Genomic DNA, 14,855 nt, shown 5'->3' with positions numbered 1-14,855 from the left:
GGGTGTTCCTCCTCAAAAAACTTTCACCAAATATTGTAACATAACGCCTAACTGATTTCTTTAAGAATTTTGTAAAAACAATTGGGCTAAAATCTGTTGCCATGGGGTTACAGCGGTTTTTGACTCCGTCGGACCCGCCATTAACCCCAGTGACTCAAGCGGTAGCCGTTCTCCAGCTAACTGACAACAAGTCGCGGTATGCGTGGGAGCAGCCTCACTAAAATAAGTCATTAAATAAGCACGGCGACACTTTTTAGTTTGAATGTAAGCCAAAAGCTGGCTCAATTCAATTTCTTTTGCGCGTTGACGTTGCTCAAATTGTGTCGTCACTTGGCCCACCGAATAGCCATGCGTCCAGTAGTACTGCAAAACTTGGCTCAAGTCCGTGTTGGGCGCTTGTTGGCGCATAAACCGTTGTTGGTCAGCTTGAATCTCCATGGGACTAGCTGTCGTTAGCTCATTTAGATTACGAACCAACTGCTCATCCCCCGGCGCATACAACATCACTGCCAATGCTGGTTGACCATCACGACCCGCCCGGCCAATTTCCTGAACGTAATCCGCCAAATTATTCGGCAGATGGTAATGGATGACTTGCCGAATGTCGGCCTTATCGATCCCCATGCCGAAAGCCGAAGTCGCACAGATCACATCCAATTCACCCGCCATAAATTGCTGCTGAATTTTAAATCGATCTTCAGCTGACAATCCGGCATGATAAGCTGCCACGCGCAACTTAGTCGTCGAGCGCAACCAGTCAGCAATCAAGTCCGTCTGCCGTTTGGAACTGAAGTAGACGATACTGGGCCGTTGCACAGTTAACACGAGTTGTTGTAGTCGTGCCCGCTTGTCCGCTTCGGTGACCACTTGCTCGACCGCTAAATAAATATTCGGCCGATTGACTGAATAGATCACTTGCTTGGCCATTGGTACTTGCAGCTGCGCTAAAATATCTTCGCGAACTTTAGGTGTCGCAGTCGCTGTCAACATCAACGTGCGCGGATTGCCTAAAGTTTGCTTCAACGCCCCTAATGATAAGTAATCAGGGCGAAAGTCTGGGCCCCAAGTCGAGATACAATGAGCTTCATCAATCACTAGCAAACTGAGTGTGACCAGTTTTAGTGCCGTCAGAACTGGCGGTTGCTTCAACATCTCTGGTGAAACAAATAAAAATTTAAGGGTCTTTAAGTGGTTCAGGACTGATTGTTTCGCGCCAAAATCCAGTTGTGAGGTTAATGCCGCGACCTGTTTTTCGCCTTGATAATTCAAGCGAGCCACTTGATCTTGCATCAATGAAATTAATGGTGATACGACGACCACTAATCCGGGCACAACTGTCCCAACCAGCTGATAGATCAACGATTTTCCCGTTCCAGTCGGCAAAACAGCTAAGACATCTTGTCCAGCCAATAAGTCAGTAATCACTTCATATTGACCGGGACGAAAGGCGTCAAAACCATATTTCGTTTTTAAAAGTTGATAAAGGGCTTCACGCTGCATCATGACACCTCATAATCTGATAGAGTCGAAACCAAAAGAAGTCCATGGTCGGAAGCTCGGCTTGGACAGTTTTAAATTGCCAGGTCTCAATTACTGGATTGTCGGCAAAAATCGTTGATAGTTGCGCAATCCGAGTTGGCGTTAGCAATTGTGCCGCTGGAAAGTCTGGCCATAAAATCGAGGTCTCTAACAAATGCTCCCGGACAGTACTGAGTTTAAGTCGCCGCCGTTGCGCAATTTCAGTCAATGACTGCCCGGTCAAATAATCTTGAAACGTTTGCCAAGCACTGCTGCTGACCGGATTAGCTTTCAAAAACGGCTGTAATAAAGCCGATAACGGGGTCGCCGTTGGTTGCTGTTTGAGCCAAGCAATCCAGTGACAACTCAAATCTTTACGCATCACTAAAATCGTCACGGGCGACCGGTCAAGCTGTGTCGCTAACTGTTGATCTGTTAATCCTGGTAGGCCAAATCCCGTGAGGCTCTGAGCAAAAACGGCCGCCGCTTCATCCGATAGTGTTTGCAAAAAAGCAGTCAGTTCATCATAGATCTGTTGGCCTAAAGTTGGCCCTTGCCATTGACGAAACCAGTTCTTAACTTGCCACTGAATATGTTGGTCAGTCGTGAGCGGGTAATAACGACGTTCCTGATGAACAGCCTCAGAAACGACTTGTAAGGCCAACTGACTGATGGCAGTGAATTGCCGAACATCGGCCTGCTGAAACTGTTCAAAAGCCGTTGGTAAATATAAGCCCTTTCGCAAACGGTTTTGCTCGGTGACCCCCGCTGCAGTTACCCGTAAATAACCGGGTTGCGTCGCTTCTAGCCATCCCGCCGATTGTAATTGCTGCGTCGCGGCTTCAAACGTCGTTAGTGGCACCCCATGCCAACTATCCAAATAAGCCAGGGTGCCAGTAGTCAATCCCGCAAACAAGGTTGAGACCGTCCGCTTACCCCGTAAAACATTAAATAAGGCCTTAGGACGACGAGGAGCTGTCGTGAATAGTAATAAAAGATAATCGGCAAACAACACTAGCACCTGCTTTCAACAACATAAGTTTAGTAATGTCTTAAACTTCGACGTCTAAAAAAGAACCATCATTCGAGACTGCCTCAATTAGGATATTTGATATTAAGCATAGCATGTAACCGGCAACCTGACCAACCAAAAAAAGCATCATCTCAACCAATCAGGCTGCGACAATGCTCCATAAATTGTTTTAATTAGACGCGACTAGTCAATTGATTCCGACTGCCTAGCCATTTAGCTAAGCGATGGTAAACCAGCCAGAAGACGCCGCCCACTAATAACCCTTTGATCAGATTAAACGGGACGACTGCAATCAAGACTAACGTGTTCAACGACACGCTGAGCTTCATCCCCATGACCTGCATGTAAAACGGCAGGACAAAAGTTAAGTTTGCCAACGATTCGATTACGACTAAGCCAATCGTTGCCAGCCCAATCGCTAGCGGCATCCGCCATTTTTCGTTACCACGATAATAGCGTAGCACTAAGGCAAACGCCAAAATCAAAACAGCCGACCCTAAGAAGCTGGCCAATGACCCAATTAAATCTGGTAAAGCAAACCCCATTGTGGCTGAATGCAGAAATAATTTAACCAAGGTAATGGCAAACGCCCCACCCATTCCGTAAAGGAACAGCCCAATTAAAATTGGAATATCTGAGAAGTCAATCTTCATCCAAGCTGCAATTGGAATAATGGGAAACTCCAGTAGCATGAGAATATAAGCACACGCGCCGAGCAAGGCAATGCCCACTAGTCGGCGTAACGTTGTTTGTTGCATAACGCACCCTCCTATGGGTCATCTTCAACTGAACCGCTTTGGTCATTCACCACAAAAAAACGCCCGACAACAAAAGAACTGTCATCAGGGCGGGTTTATTTGCGAATTTATGCCAAATAAGCTCGATCTTCTTTATACCAGACTTTAACTGTCGACTTTGGAATTACACCAAATCACTATGCTTGCACATAGGTCGCGGGCTTTAACCGCCGGTCGGGAATCACACCCTGCCCTGAAGATGAACCAAGTATTTATTTTTTAACAACTCTAGTTTACACACTTCAACCTACAAATGCAAGCGCTATCGTTCACCTTTTAACTTGCTAATTTCAATCGGCTTTAGTTTTCGGTATTCACCGGCCTGTAAACTTTGTAAATCAAGAATCCCGTAACGTTCCCGTTTCAGCTTCGTCACGGGATGCCCAATTGCCGCCATCATTTTCTTGACTTGATGGTTATGGCCTTCATGGATCGTCAGTTGGACCAAGGCGTTTTGCTTCTTATGATCACTATCTAACAAGTTCGACTTAGCCGGCGCCGTCTTACGACCATCGATTTCAACACCTAATCGTAATTGTTTCAGATCCGCATTCGTTGGGACGCCTTCCACTTTAGCTAAGTACGTCTTTTTCACTTCATACTTCGGATGCGTCAGCCGGTTAGCCAAGGCGCCATCGTTCGTCATAATTAATAAGCCCGAAGTATCATAGTCTAAACGACCGACCGGATAGATCCGTTCGGGCACATCTTTAAAGTAGTCCATGACGGTTTTACGGCCACGTTCATCATGCACAGTTGTCACCACACCACGTGGTTTATAAAAGAGATAATACACCAATTTTTCGGCCAAGATGGGCGTCCCATCGACTTCGATTTGGTCATGAGGGTCGACTTTGACTCCTAATTCTGTCACCGTTTTACCGTTGACCCGGACGTGCCCTGAAGTGATCAACACTTCTGACTTGCGCCGCGACGCCACGCCGGCTTCGGCCATCACTTTTTGTAATCGTTCTGCCATTAATTTTCCTCACTATCTGGATGTTGTCCGTTGAGTTTATCTTGAAATGCCGTCATAAAAAGATCGGCTTCTGGTGCCGGATGCTCACTGTCAGTCAAAGCGTCTAAATCGATGGCTGGCAAGTCATCCAATGTTTTAAGGCCAAAGTAATCTAAAAATAAATCAGTGGTCCCATATAAAATTGGGCGACCAGGTTCACTTAATCGTCCCGTTTCCGTCACTAATTGACGTAAAACTAGCTTTTGAATCGTCGAACCACTTTGAACGCCACGAATCTCATCGATTTCAATTCGCGTTAGCGGTTGGCGATACGCAATAATGGCCAGTACCTCTAACGACGCTTGTGAAAGACTCGTGGACAATGGTGCTTCAAAATAACGCTTTAAAACTGGCGCAATCGTCGCTTTAGTCGCTAACCGATACGTATTGGCTGTCGATAAGATCATCAGCGCACAGTCGTCATCATCAGCGTAGTGGGTCGCTAAAGTCGTGAGCATCGTATTGATGGCTGGCTTGGCAAAACCCGTGGCATGTTCAATCTCGGCCACACTGATGCCTTCATCACCAGCCACAAAAAGTAATCCTTCAATCTGTTCAATGTTCGTCATGCTGTTCATCCTGTCGTAAATATAAATGAATTGGGCCGAGTTGTGTGGTCTGCGCCAAAGTGACTTGCGCTTGTTTGGTTAGTTCCAACACGGCCATAAAAGTTGTCACTAGCATATCATCACTGGCACTCGGCGTAAATAGGGTCGCAAAATCGACCCCTTGAGGTTGCGCCACGAGTCGCGCCCGAACTTGTTGCATCCGCGTCTCAATCGTGACTGGATCGGCAGTAACGGTCTTAGTCAACGGTCGCGCCAGCCGCCGTTTTGCCACCAATTGTCGAAACGCTGCTTGCAAATCGGCCACCGTAATCCCGGCGGTTAATTGTGGGGTTGGCAAGTCCGTTGGCATCAATGTCGCTTCACGGGTGAAATGTTGTCGGCGAGCTTGTTCCTTAACTCGTAATTCACCAGCAGCTTCCTGATAAACCTTATAGGCTAACAGTTCAGCAACTAAAGAATCTCGTGGATCTTCGTCACCCGCCTCATCCTCATCAGGTTCAGCTGGTGCTTGCGGCAATAAATACCGGCTTTTGATCGTCATTAACGTCGCCGCCATCACTAAATAATCGCCAGCGATGTCTAACTGCAAGGCTTTCATAGAATGTAAATAGTCGAGATACTGCTTCGTGATCGCCGCAATTGGAATGTCGTAAATATCCATTTTATTTTGGCGGATCAGATGCAACAATAAGTCTAAAGGTCCTTCAAATTCTGAAATTTTAATGGTAATTGGCTGTTCATTATTTATCACGATTACGCTCCCATTCGCCAATCACTGACGCCATTTCTAACGTTCCCATGACCCGTTGCTTTGGATATAGGGCAGCGAGTTCGTCCAGCATTTGTTGCTGATTTTGTGAATTGCGTTCTTCCGGTGACAATGAGGCATGATGCACCAAAATAAAGTCCGAACCAATCTCAATCCCAATGATGCCACAGAAGTCCCCATCAGCTTGCCGCCACAACAAAAGTTGATGGTTGTTTGTGGCCTGATACCATTGCATTTCAGTTTGTAGATGGGCAATTTCCTTAAAATCCGGAATGAAAGAGAGTAAGCCCATGGCAACTTTCTCATAATCCTTGCGATATTTTACTAGCATGCGTGGGCCCCCCTTACCTAGGCGCGCGGATGATACTTATTATAAACCTCCGCTAGCCGTTTCTTTGTAATATGCGTATAAATTTGGGTTGTTGAAATATCTGCATGACCCAGTAATTCTTGGACGACCCGCAGATCGGCCCCATTTTCTAAAATATGGGTCGCAAATGAATGTCGTAACGTATGCGGGGTCACATCTTTTTCAATACCCGCCGCTTTTACTTGGGCCTTCAAATTTTTCCAGACGCCTTGACGCGTCAACTGACCACCATGATTGTTTAAAAATAAATAGGTGTTACGCCGCTTTGGTGACACTAATTTTGGTCGAGCAGTTTTTAAATACTGCTCGACGAAATCAATCGCGACATCGCCAATCGGGATAATTCGCTCCTTATCGCCTTTACCAATCGTTTGAATTAAGCCTAGATCTAAATGTAGATCGTCTAACTTCACGTTGATCGTTTCACTGACCCGTAACCCCGTGGCATACATGACTTCGAGTAACGCACGGTCACGAAGTCCCAAGGTCGTGTCGAGCTTAGGAACCGCTAAGAGCCGTTCGACTTCATGCGCCGACAAGACTTGGGGTAAATGTTGCGCGCGCTTAGGTGTATCGATTTTCAGCATCGGATCACTGTCAATAGCTTGCATCTGCGCTAAATATTGAAAAAACTTTCGCAAACTGGAAACGGCGTGAATAATCGTATTCCGCGCTTTGCCTTGTTCATCTAAGACTTGCAAATAGTTTAGCACCACGTAGCGATCTACTAACTTAAAAGACGTCAGTTTCTGGGTCATCAAATAAGTGGCAAATTCAGTCAGATCTTGCTGATAGCTTTTAATACTATTGGTCACGAGTCCCCGCTCAACACGCAAAAAATGCAGGTAATCAGCAAGCTGGTCCTGCATCGTTTGATTAATCGTCGGTTTCGTCATCATTGACCTCAGTTAATTTAATTTCACCCGGTTGCTGCGTGATCAACCGTTGCTTCAATAAATTACCGACGGCACGCTTAAACTGGCCTTTACTGATGTTAAAGTACGTCCGAATATCTTCTGGATCACTCTTATCCCAGAATGGTAACGTATGGTCAGCTTGATGTTGTAAAGCTGCCAACAACATTTGCGCATCATCCCCGATTTCTTCATAGCCCCGTGGCTTCAAGGAAAGGTTCAATTCACCATCGCGCAAGTGACCGATCACCCGGGCCTTCATATGTTGACCCAAACGTGGTTCTTGGTCACGTTCAGAAGGATGCACGAAACCTAAATGACCATCATCGGTAATCACAGACGTCCCTGCCATTTTCAAGCGAAAAACAGTGACTTGCGTATCAGCATTCTTAACTTGGTCACGATCATAAGGCGTTGCCATGTCAGTAAAGACGGTTTGATCCGCTAACGTCCCCCAGAGCCGTTCCTTATTGTCACGTGCTAATTTCACTAATAAGCGATCATCTTTTTTAGGCCATAAGCGACTCAAAGTTGGCAATTCATCCAATGAAACGACTAAGTCTTTGTTTGGCAAGCCCACGTCCACAAACACACCTAAATCATGCCGGGTCCGTACGACCGTTCCCCAAACATAATTTTCAAATGAAATTTCTGGAATGTGGCGTGTCATCTGAGCTTGATGGTTTTCATTCTCATAAACAAACCCTTCATACTGGCCACCGATATGCAATGGTTTTTCTGGTTCCTGTTTATCGACCCAGAGTGTTTGCCCATTCACTTGAACAAAATAGGCGTCATCATTTTCATCCGTCACTTTGGCAGTGACGACCGTTCCCATAATACTATTTTCCATAATAAGCTCCTTCAAATTATTGCAAACTTAAATGTAAGACTTGAATAATGCAATAAGTAATGCCGGCCGCAATAATCGGTCCAGCAGCGATGCCGCGTAATAAGACGACACCCATGATGGTCCCGAAAACGAGCGCCACCGTAATTTCGGGTGAGGCATTCAGTAACCCGACTCCATGAAATGACAAGACTGAGACCAATACTCCACAAGCCACAGCAATCCAACCCACTGGTGACCTGAAGGCGTGCCACAAATCACGAAAGCCAATTTGGCCGGTCGCAATGGGGATCAGAATCGCTACGGTGATCACCGTCACACCCCAATTGATGCCTTTTTGGCCAATCGTTGTCAATAATTTACTTGTGTTGGGAATCAACTTAATCACCAATACCACCAATGTGGCGATTTGTAATGATTGATTTTTACCCAGCCAGGCAATCAGCAAAATCGCCCCTAAAAATAGCCAGCTTTCCATACGACACCTCACGTGTTATTAATTGTAACCGAAATCGCCGCAGATAGCGAGGAATGGTCGCAATTTATCCGGTTATCGCTTGGTAGCGTGCCCCGGCCAGGCAATCTTATGTATTAAAAAAGCCGCCGCTAAGCGACGACTTTTCAAATTCAGGTTTAAGTGAATTTTATAAGGCGTTTGAAGCACCGCGGTAAACGATCCCACGACGTGAATCAACGGTGATCAATTGACCATCAGAGATTACCGTAGTAGCATCCTTAACACCAACGATGACAGGAATACCCATTGAGATACCAACAACAGCAGCATGTGAAGTTAAACCGCCATTTTCAACAACCAAAGCGCTAGACTTTTCGATTGCTGGCAAGTAGTCTTTGTCAGTGGTCTTAGTAACTAAGACGCCACCTTCAACGGCCTTGTCGATTGCTTCTTGTGCAGAAGTTGCGATAACTGCTTTACCGATAACAGTTTCGTCACCGACACCTTGACCATCGGCTAAACGAGAACCAATTAATTGGATCTTCATGATGTTAGTCGTACCGCGTTCGCCAACTGGCACACCAGCAGTGATCAAGATTAAGTCGCCTTCCTTGGCAAAACCAAGTTCAACGGCCTTTGAAGCAGCTAAATCAAACATGTCATCAGTGGTTTCTGGTTTGTCAGCAATAATTGGTTGAACACCCCAGTTAACCATTAAGCCACGTTGAGTCCGTTCGTCAAAAGTGATAGCTAAGATATCAGCATCTGGACGGTACTTCGAAATCATCTTAGCAGTGTAGCCAGATTCAGTCGCAGCAACGATGGTCTTGATACCAAGGTTCTTAGCAGCACGAGCAATAGCGATACCGATTGTTTCAGTAACACTAGTCTTGTCGAAACGGTTCAATTGTAAGTTGCCATTTTCAGCTAAAGTGTTTTCGGCCTTTTGGTCGATCTTAGCCATCATCGCAACTGATTCAACAGGGTAAAGCCCATTAGCACTTTCACCAGAAAGCATGGTTGCATCAGTACCGTCAAAGACAGCGTTGGCAACGTCAGATGCTTCGGCACGAGTAGGACGTGGGTTTTCTTGCATTGAATCAAGCATTTGAGTAGCAGTAATAACTGGCATGCCCAAAGCATTACATTTCTTGATCAAGCTCTTTTGTACCAAAGGCACATTTTCAGCTGGAATTTCAACACCCATGTCACCACGAGCAACCATCAAACCATCACAAACCTTAAGAATTTCATCGACGTTGTCGATACCTTCTTGTGATTCGATCTTAGGGAAGATTTGAACGTGTTCCATATGCTTTTCTTCAAGTAATTCACGGATGTCTAAGACATCTTGTGGCTTACGAACAAAAGAAGCAGCAATGTAGTTGATTTCATGATCCAAGCCAAAACGAATATCGTCTGAGTCTTTTTCAGTAATCCCAGGTAAGTTGATAGAAACACCAGGAGCGTTAGTACCTTTACGTGAGCCTAAGACACCGGCGTTTTGGACAGTGGTAACCAATTCGCGGTTAGCTTCGTCTTTTTCGTCGATCTTCATGTCTAATAAACCATCATCGAAGAGGACATGACCGCCTACATGAACATCGTCATATAAGCCATCATAGGTAACGGCAATTTTATCCTTGGTTGATTCGAGTGAATCGTCCATGGTAATACGTACCTTATCACCGATCTTGTATTCAGACTTACCGTCTTTTTGAACGGTCGTCCGAATTTCAGCACCCTTAGTATCAAGCATGATACCAACGGTCTTACCCGTAATCTTTTCTGCTTCATGAACCTTGTTTAAACGATCCAAATGTTCGGCATGGTCACCATGCGAGAAGTTAAAGCGGAAAATATTTGCGCCGGCTTCGATCAATTTAACAATAGTGTCAGTATCGGTGCTGGCAGGACCAAGTGTTGAAACAATCTTGGTTTTCTTCATAAGAAAAATCTCTCCCTTGAAAGTTTTTATAAAAAGACATTTACGTCATTTTTATCAAGTTAATAAAAAACAAATTAGTTAAATGAAATTTCATCATTCAACTTAGCTAGTGAGGCTTCAGTTTCATGCTTGGAATCAAAGAGGTCAAGCATACTGTGGTTCACTAGTTCATTGTGTTGAATCCCAACGGCTAAGCCACCCTTACCACTAAGTAAGAGTTCAACGGCATAGGCGCCCATCTTGCTGGCCATGACACGGTCTTTAGCAGTTGGACGGCCACCACGTTGCATATGGCCAATCGTGTTAGCACGGGCATCAAAGTCACCATATTGTGATAACTTTTCAACAAATTCATCCGCACCCATAACGCCTTCAGCCAACACAATAATATTACTGCGATGACCGTTAGCACGGTTGTGTTTGATCTTGTTGGCAACACTTTCCATATCCCAATCGCGTTCAGGGACAATAATTTCATCGGCACCGGCAGAAACGCCAGCCCACAATGCAACATCCCCAGCGCCACGACCCATAACTTCCACAACGAAAGTCCGGTCATGACTATGAGCGGTATCGTGAATCCGATCGAGGGCTTCAACGTCGGTGTTAACCGCCGTATCGAAACCAATCGTGAAATCAGTGAATGGAATATCATTATCAATGGTCCCAGGAAGACCAATTGTGTTGTAGCCATGTTCAGTTAAACGTAAGGCCCCATGATAAGACCCGTCGCCACCAATAACGACTAAGGCATCGATGCCGAATTTCTTCAGTTGTTCGATTCCTTTCAATTGACCTTCGACATGTGCGAATTCTGGGTAACGTGCAGAATAAAGTAACGTTCCACCTTCACCGACCACACCGTCTAAATCTACTGATTCTATTTTATGAATGTCACCAGCAACTAATCCGGCAAAGCCGTAATTGATGCCGTATGCTTCTAACCCTTCGGCCATTGCTTTGCGAGCAACAGCACGAACGGCCGCATTCATACCAGGAGCGTCGCCGCCACTGGTTAAAATACCAATGCGTTTCATTTTTTCACCTCAGGCAATAAATTGAGTTCGTAACTCCATAAGTGATTTTAACACTTTTCACAAAAGTTGTCTGTTATTTTTTGAAAATAGCACCGATTAAAAACGCCGTCACATCAAGGGATTGCGCTTTTCATCACAACATTATCGCGACCTAATAGGCTTGTAAGCGCTCCAACCATTTTCGGGTCATCTTTCACCCAATACTGTGAATTTAGTTCAACAGTCTTACGAGCCACCGCTGAATAGATCAGCACGGGATTTGGGCCTGAAAATTGACGACATATTTTCAAAATGGCCTTCTGCACTTCCGGCGTTGCCGTCGCGGTTTGTAGCCGCAGGAATAGCTGTCCGGTCGGTGCCGGGAACTGGTCGGCCAGTTGCCACTGGTTAACGATCACTTGTAACCCCCGCTTGACCTCAACCTTACCACTGATCAACACGATCGTATCGGTTTTCAACACCGCTTGTAGGCGCTGATAGGTCGTTGGAAAAATCGTCAGATCAATCTCACCTGACAAGTCGCTCCCAGTGGCAAATGCCATCTGTTGCCCACGCTTCGTCCGAATCACGCGAATCTTCGTAATATAGACCAATAACTTGACTGATTGTTCAGCACTGAGCGCACTGACTAAAGTCGTGCGCTGTTGTTGGGCCAGCCACTTATAAGACTCGACAGGATGACCAGAGACATAGGCCCCTAAAAATTCTGATTCCTTGGCCAGACGCTCGCTTAATGGGAGTTCTGGTTGCTTTTTGATTTTGGGCGCCAATGACGCAAACAAGCTCAAACTGTTACCGGCCAATTCGGCACTGGACATCAGCTCTGGCACGCTCGTCAACAACTCAGCACGATTTAGCCCAAAGTGATCCAAAGCACCGGCATAGATCAGCGCCGTCATTAACTCTGGCTTGAGCCATTTGGCATCCAACCGTTGCATCAATTGTTGTAAATTTTTAAATGGCCCATTGGCTTGGCGCTCAGCAATCAGACTCGCAATAAAGTCACGCCGTAAGCCCTTGATTGAACTCAGGCCAAAGGTGATCGCGTGTCCGTCCCAATCAAAATATGGGCCACTCACATTAATATCTGGTGGCACGATTTTTACTTGGTGTTGCTTGGCTTCCGCTAAATATTGTTTCAGCTTCGTCCCATTGCCTAAAATCGAATTCATGAGCGAGGTAAAGAACGCCCCAGGATAATGAACTTTTAGATACGCTAATTCAAAAGCCATCTTACTGTAAGCCACCGCATGGGAACGGTTAAACCCATAATTCGCAAATTGCTCAATATATTGATACACCTGTGTGGCGACGGCGGTTGAAAAATGTTGTTGCTCAGCGCCAGTAATAAATTGCTGCCGCATTTCATCGATCACGGTCTTCTTCTTCTTACTCATGGCACGCCGCAATAAATCGGCTTCGCCTAAACTGAAGCCACCCATGACGGCCGCGACTTGCATGACTTGTTCTTGATAAACCAAGATACCATACGTTGGGCCTAAAATTGGTTGCAACTCCGGGGCGGCGTACGTGACTGCTTCCGTTCCCTGCTTACGGGCAATAAAGTGATCAATATTTTCCATGGGGCCCGGCCGATATAACGCATTTACGGCCGCGACTAGTTCAAAGTTGTCGGGATGCAATTTACGCAAAACATTACGAATACCAGCCGATTCAAATTGGAAGACCCCGGTCGTATCACCCACCTGAAATAAGCGTAACGTTGCCGGGTCATTTAAATCGATTTTGGTAATGGCTAATGGCTGACCAGTTTGACGCTGAACATAGTGCAACGCACTCGCTAACAAAGACAAATTACGCAAGCCCAAAAAATCCATCTTCAACAGACCAACCGCTTCAACGGTATCCTTAGTATACTGTGTCATCATCATCGTTTCGCTACCCGCTTGTAAGGGCACGATCTCGATCAACGGCACCTGACTCAAAACGACCCCGGCAGCATGCGTTGAATAGTGTCGTGGTAAGCCTTCAATCCGTTGTGCCGTTTCGAAGAGTAGGCGATTCTTGCTCGAGTCAGCGACTAAATTTTGTAGTCGGCGGGAATCTTGATAAGCCTGTGACAAAGAAATGTGGAACTGATTGGGAATCGCCGCACTCCAATCGCTCATTTCAAATGTGGACAAACCAAAGACCCGCCCGACATCTCGTAACGCCTGTTTGGCGGCTAATGTCCCAAACGTGATAATCTGAGCGACGCGATCATGACCATATTTGTCATGGACGTAAGCCAGCACTTGTTCACGGCGATTATCTGGAATATCCAAGTCAATATCCGGCATGTTGGCTCGCTTTGAATTCAAAAAACGTTCAAATAAGAGGCCATATTGCAGTGGATCTACATCCGTAATCTGTAACACGTAGGCCACTAACGACCCGGCGGCCGACCCCCGACCTGGACCAGTCGTAATATCGGCGCGATGCGCATAATTCATGACATCCCAAACAATCAAGAAATAGTCATCAAAGCCCATTTCATCGATCACGCGTAACTCACGGTCCAAACGGTCATGATATGGCGCCTGGTCGACCGTGGCTGAGACGGCTTTTAACCGCTGCGTTAAGCCTTGCTCACAAAGTTGTCGTAAATATTGATTAGCCGGCTGCTGGTCGGGAGTTGGAAACTTTGGTAATTGCGGTTTTTTAAATACCAGTTCGACCTGGCACGCTGCCGCAATCGTGGTAGTTGCTTGCAACGCCGCCGTTAAATTCAATTGTGTATAGGCCTGCATCAGGTCATCCGCTGAACGCAAATAATGCGACCCAGCCACGCCTTGTAGATTTTCAGGCTGTTCGATCTGTTGCCCGCTCTCAATAGCTCGCAAAACCGAAACGGCGAAATAATCGGTCGCCTGCACATAGTCAACTGGATCTAGGGCAACGATCGGTAACTGCTGTTGGGCTGCAAATTCAACCAAAGTCGTGCGCAACGCTGGGGACTGGTCTAATGAAACGCCCAAATATAAACTATCGGCGTCACAAGCTGTGACCAGTGGTTGTAACCAAGCCGTCGCCGCTTGGGGCTGATCCTGCATCAATAACGCCACTAATTCACTATCTTTAGCGGGTGTCATGACGACTAGATGGCCCAGATGTGGCAAAATACTCGTCAAAGTTAGCGGCTGCTCGGCAGTTGCGGTCTGTTTTAAGGTGGAGAGTTGCATCAAATTTTGATAACCTTGCCAATCTTTGGCTAAAATCACCAGCTCGAACGTTTGCTCAGCTAACTGACTGCCAGCAAGTTCAAGAGTAATGCCCAAGATTGGGGTAATGTCCGCTTGGCGACAAGCGTTATAGAAGTCAACGATCCCGTACATGACATTCACATCCGTTAACGCCAAAGCTGGGTAGCCCTGTTGTTTGGCTGCCTGGACCAATTCCGTGATGGTACTCGTACTCTGCAACAAACTAAAGGTACTCATCACTTGTAATGGCACAACCTGCATATCAACGACTCCTTTCTTTAGTTTCATTAATCCTATTATACCAAACCCTTGTTCCATAAAGCAGTGATAAGGCAATTGCTTTTTTGATTGGTTGTGCTAAAATTACTTTCA

General features: G+C 46.0%; 13 protein-coding genes and 1 riboswitch. All 13 genes read right to left on the bottom strand.

Going from position 1 to position 14,855, the window contains the following annotated elements; all coding sequences use genetic code 11:
* Positions 1–60: 60 nt before the first annotated feature.
* The 13 genes from FFM70_RS09640 to dnaE all read right to left on the bottom strand — a co-directional run bounded on the left by FFM70_RS09640 (position 61) and on the right by dnaE (position 14,744).
* The gene (locus FFM70_RS09640) at positions 61–1,500 is read right to left on the bottom strand and encodes a RecQ family ATP-dependent DNA helicase (protein ID WP_137616642.1); all 1,440 of its coding nucleotides are present in this window, start codon (positions 1,498–1,500) and stop codon (positions 61–63) included.
* The gene (locus tag FFM70_RS09635; protein ID WP_137616641.1) at positions 1,490–2,530 is read right to left on the bottom strand and encodes a YpbB family protein; all 1,041 of its coding nucleotides are present in this window, start codon (positions 2,528–2,530) and stop codon (positions 1,490–1,492) included. Before FFM70_RS09635 ends, FFM70_RS09640 begins: the two co-directional genes overlap by 11 nt.
* A gap of 194 nt (positions 2,531–2,724) precedes the next feature.
* Positions 2,725–3,309: an ECF transporter S component gene (locus FFM70_RS09630; RefSeq protein ID WP_137616640.1), complete on the bottom strand. Its 585-nt coding sequence runs from the start codon at positions 3,307–3,309 to the stop codon at positions 2,725–2,727.
* A gap of 121 nt (positions 3,310–3,430) precedes the next feature.
* Positions 3,431–3,553: riboswitch (FMN riboswitch) on the bottom strand.
* Positions 3,554–3,610: 57 nt separating this feature from the next.
* Positions 3,611–4,327 carry a pseudouridine synthase gene (locus FFM70_RS09625; RefSeq protein ID WP_137616639.1) on the bottom strand — a complete coding sequence of 239 codons (717 nt, stop codon included), beginning with the start codon at positions 4,325–4,327 and terminating at the stop codon, positions 3,611–3,613.
* The gene (gene scpB / locus FFM70_RS09620; protein ID WP_137616638.1) at positions 4,327–4,935 is read right to left on the bottom strand and encodes an SMC-Scp complex subunit ScpB; all 609 of its coding nucleotides are present in this window, start codon (positions 4,933–4,935) and stop codon (positions 4,327–4,329) included. Before scpB ends, FFM70_RS09625 begins: the two co-directional genes overlap by 1 nt.
* Entirely contained in the window at positions 4,922–5,686 is a 765-nt protein-coding gene (locus FFM70_RS09615) for a segregation and condensation protein A (RefSeq protein ID WP_379856207.1), read from the bottom strand. The genes scpB and FFM70_RS09615 overlap by 14 nt, the downstream gene beginning before the upstream one ends.
* Complete coding sequence (locus FFM70_RS09610; protein WP_137616637.1) at positions 5,676–6,035, bottom strand: N-acetyltransferase; 360 nt, start codon at positions 6,033–6,035, stop codon at positions 5,676–5,678. Before FFM70_RS09610 ends, FFM70_RS09615 begins: the two co-directional genes overlap by 11 nt.
* Before the next feature lie 17 nt (positions 6,036–6,052).
* Complete coding sequence (xerD, locus tag FFM70_RS09605; RefSeq protein ID WP_137616680.1) at positions 6,053–6,943, bottom strand: site-specific tyrosine recombinase XerD; 891 nt, start codon at positions 6,941–6,943, stop codon at positions 6,053–6,055.
* Positions 6,944–6,950: 7 nt separating this feature from the next.
* Entirely contained in the window at positions 6,951–7,841 is an 891-nt protein-coding gene (locus tag FFM70_RS09600; RefSeq protein WP_137616636.1) for a CvfB family protein, read from the bottom strand.
* A 16-nt stretch (positions 7,842–7,857) separates the two neighbouring features.
* On the bottom strand, positions 7,858–8,316 hold the full coding sequence (locus tag FFM70_RS09595) for a DUF441 domain-containing protein (RefSeq protein ID WP_137616635.1): 459 nt from the start codon (positions 8,314–8,316) through the stop codon (positions 7,858–7,860).
* Between the two features lie 166 nt (positions 8,317–8,482).
* On the bottom strand, positions 8,483–10,243 hold the full coding sequence (gene pyk / locus FFM70_RS09590; protein WP_137616634.1) for a pyruvate kinase: 1,761 nt from the start codon (positions 10,241–10,243) through the stop codon (positions 8,483–8,485).
* Positions 10,244–10,317: 74 nt separating this feature from the next.
* Positions 10,318–11,280 carry a 6-phosphofructokinase gene (gene pfkA / locus FFM70_RS09585; protein WP_137616633.1) on the bottom strand — a complete coding sequence of 321 codons (963 nt, stop codon included), beginning with the start codon at positions 11,278–11,280 and terminating at the stop codon, positions 10,318–10,320.
* Positions 11,281–11,393: 113 nt separating this feature from the next.
* Positions 11,394–14,744, bottom strand: a complete 3,351-nt coding sequence (gene dnaE / locus FFM70_RS09580; RefSeq protein WP_137616679.1) for a DNA polymerase III subunit alpha — start codon at positions 14,742–14,744, stop codon at positions 11,394–11,396.
* Positions 14,745–14,855 lie beyond the last annotated feature (111 nt).

The sequence above is a fragment of the Lactiplantibacillus nangangensis genome (genome assembly GCF_005405065.1).
Classification (GTDB): Bacteria; Bacillota; Bacilli; order Lactobacillales; family Lactobacillaceae; genus Lactiplantibacillus; species Lactiplantibacillus nangangensis.
The sequence above is the reverse complement of the archived record's forward strand: the minus strand, read 5'-3'. Positions and strand labels throughout refer to the sequence as shown.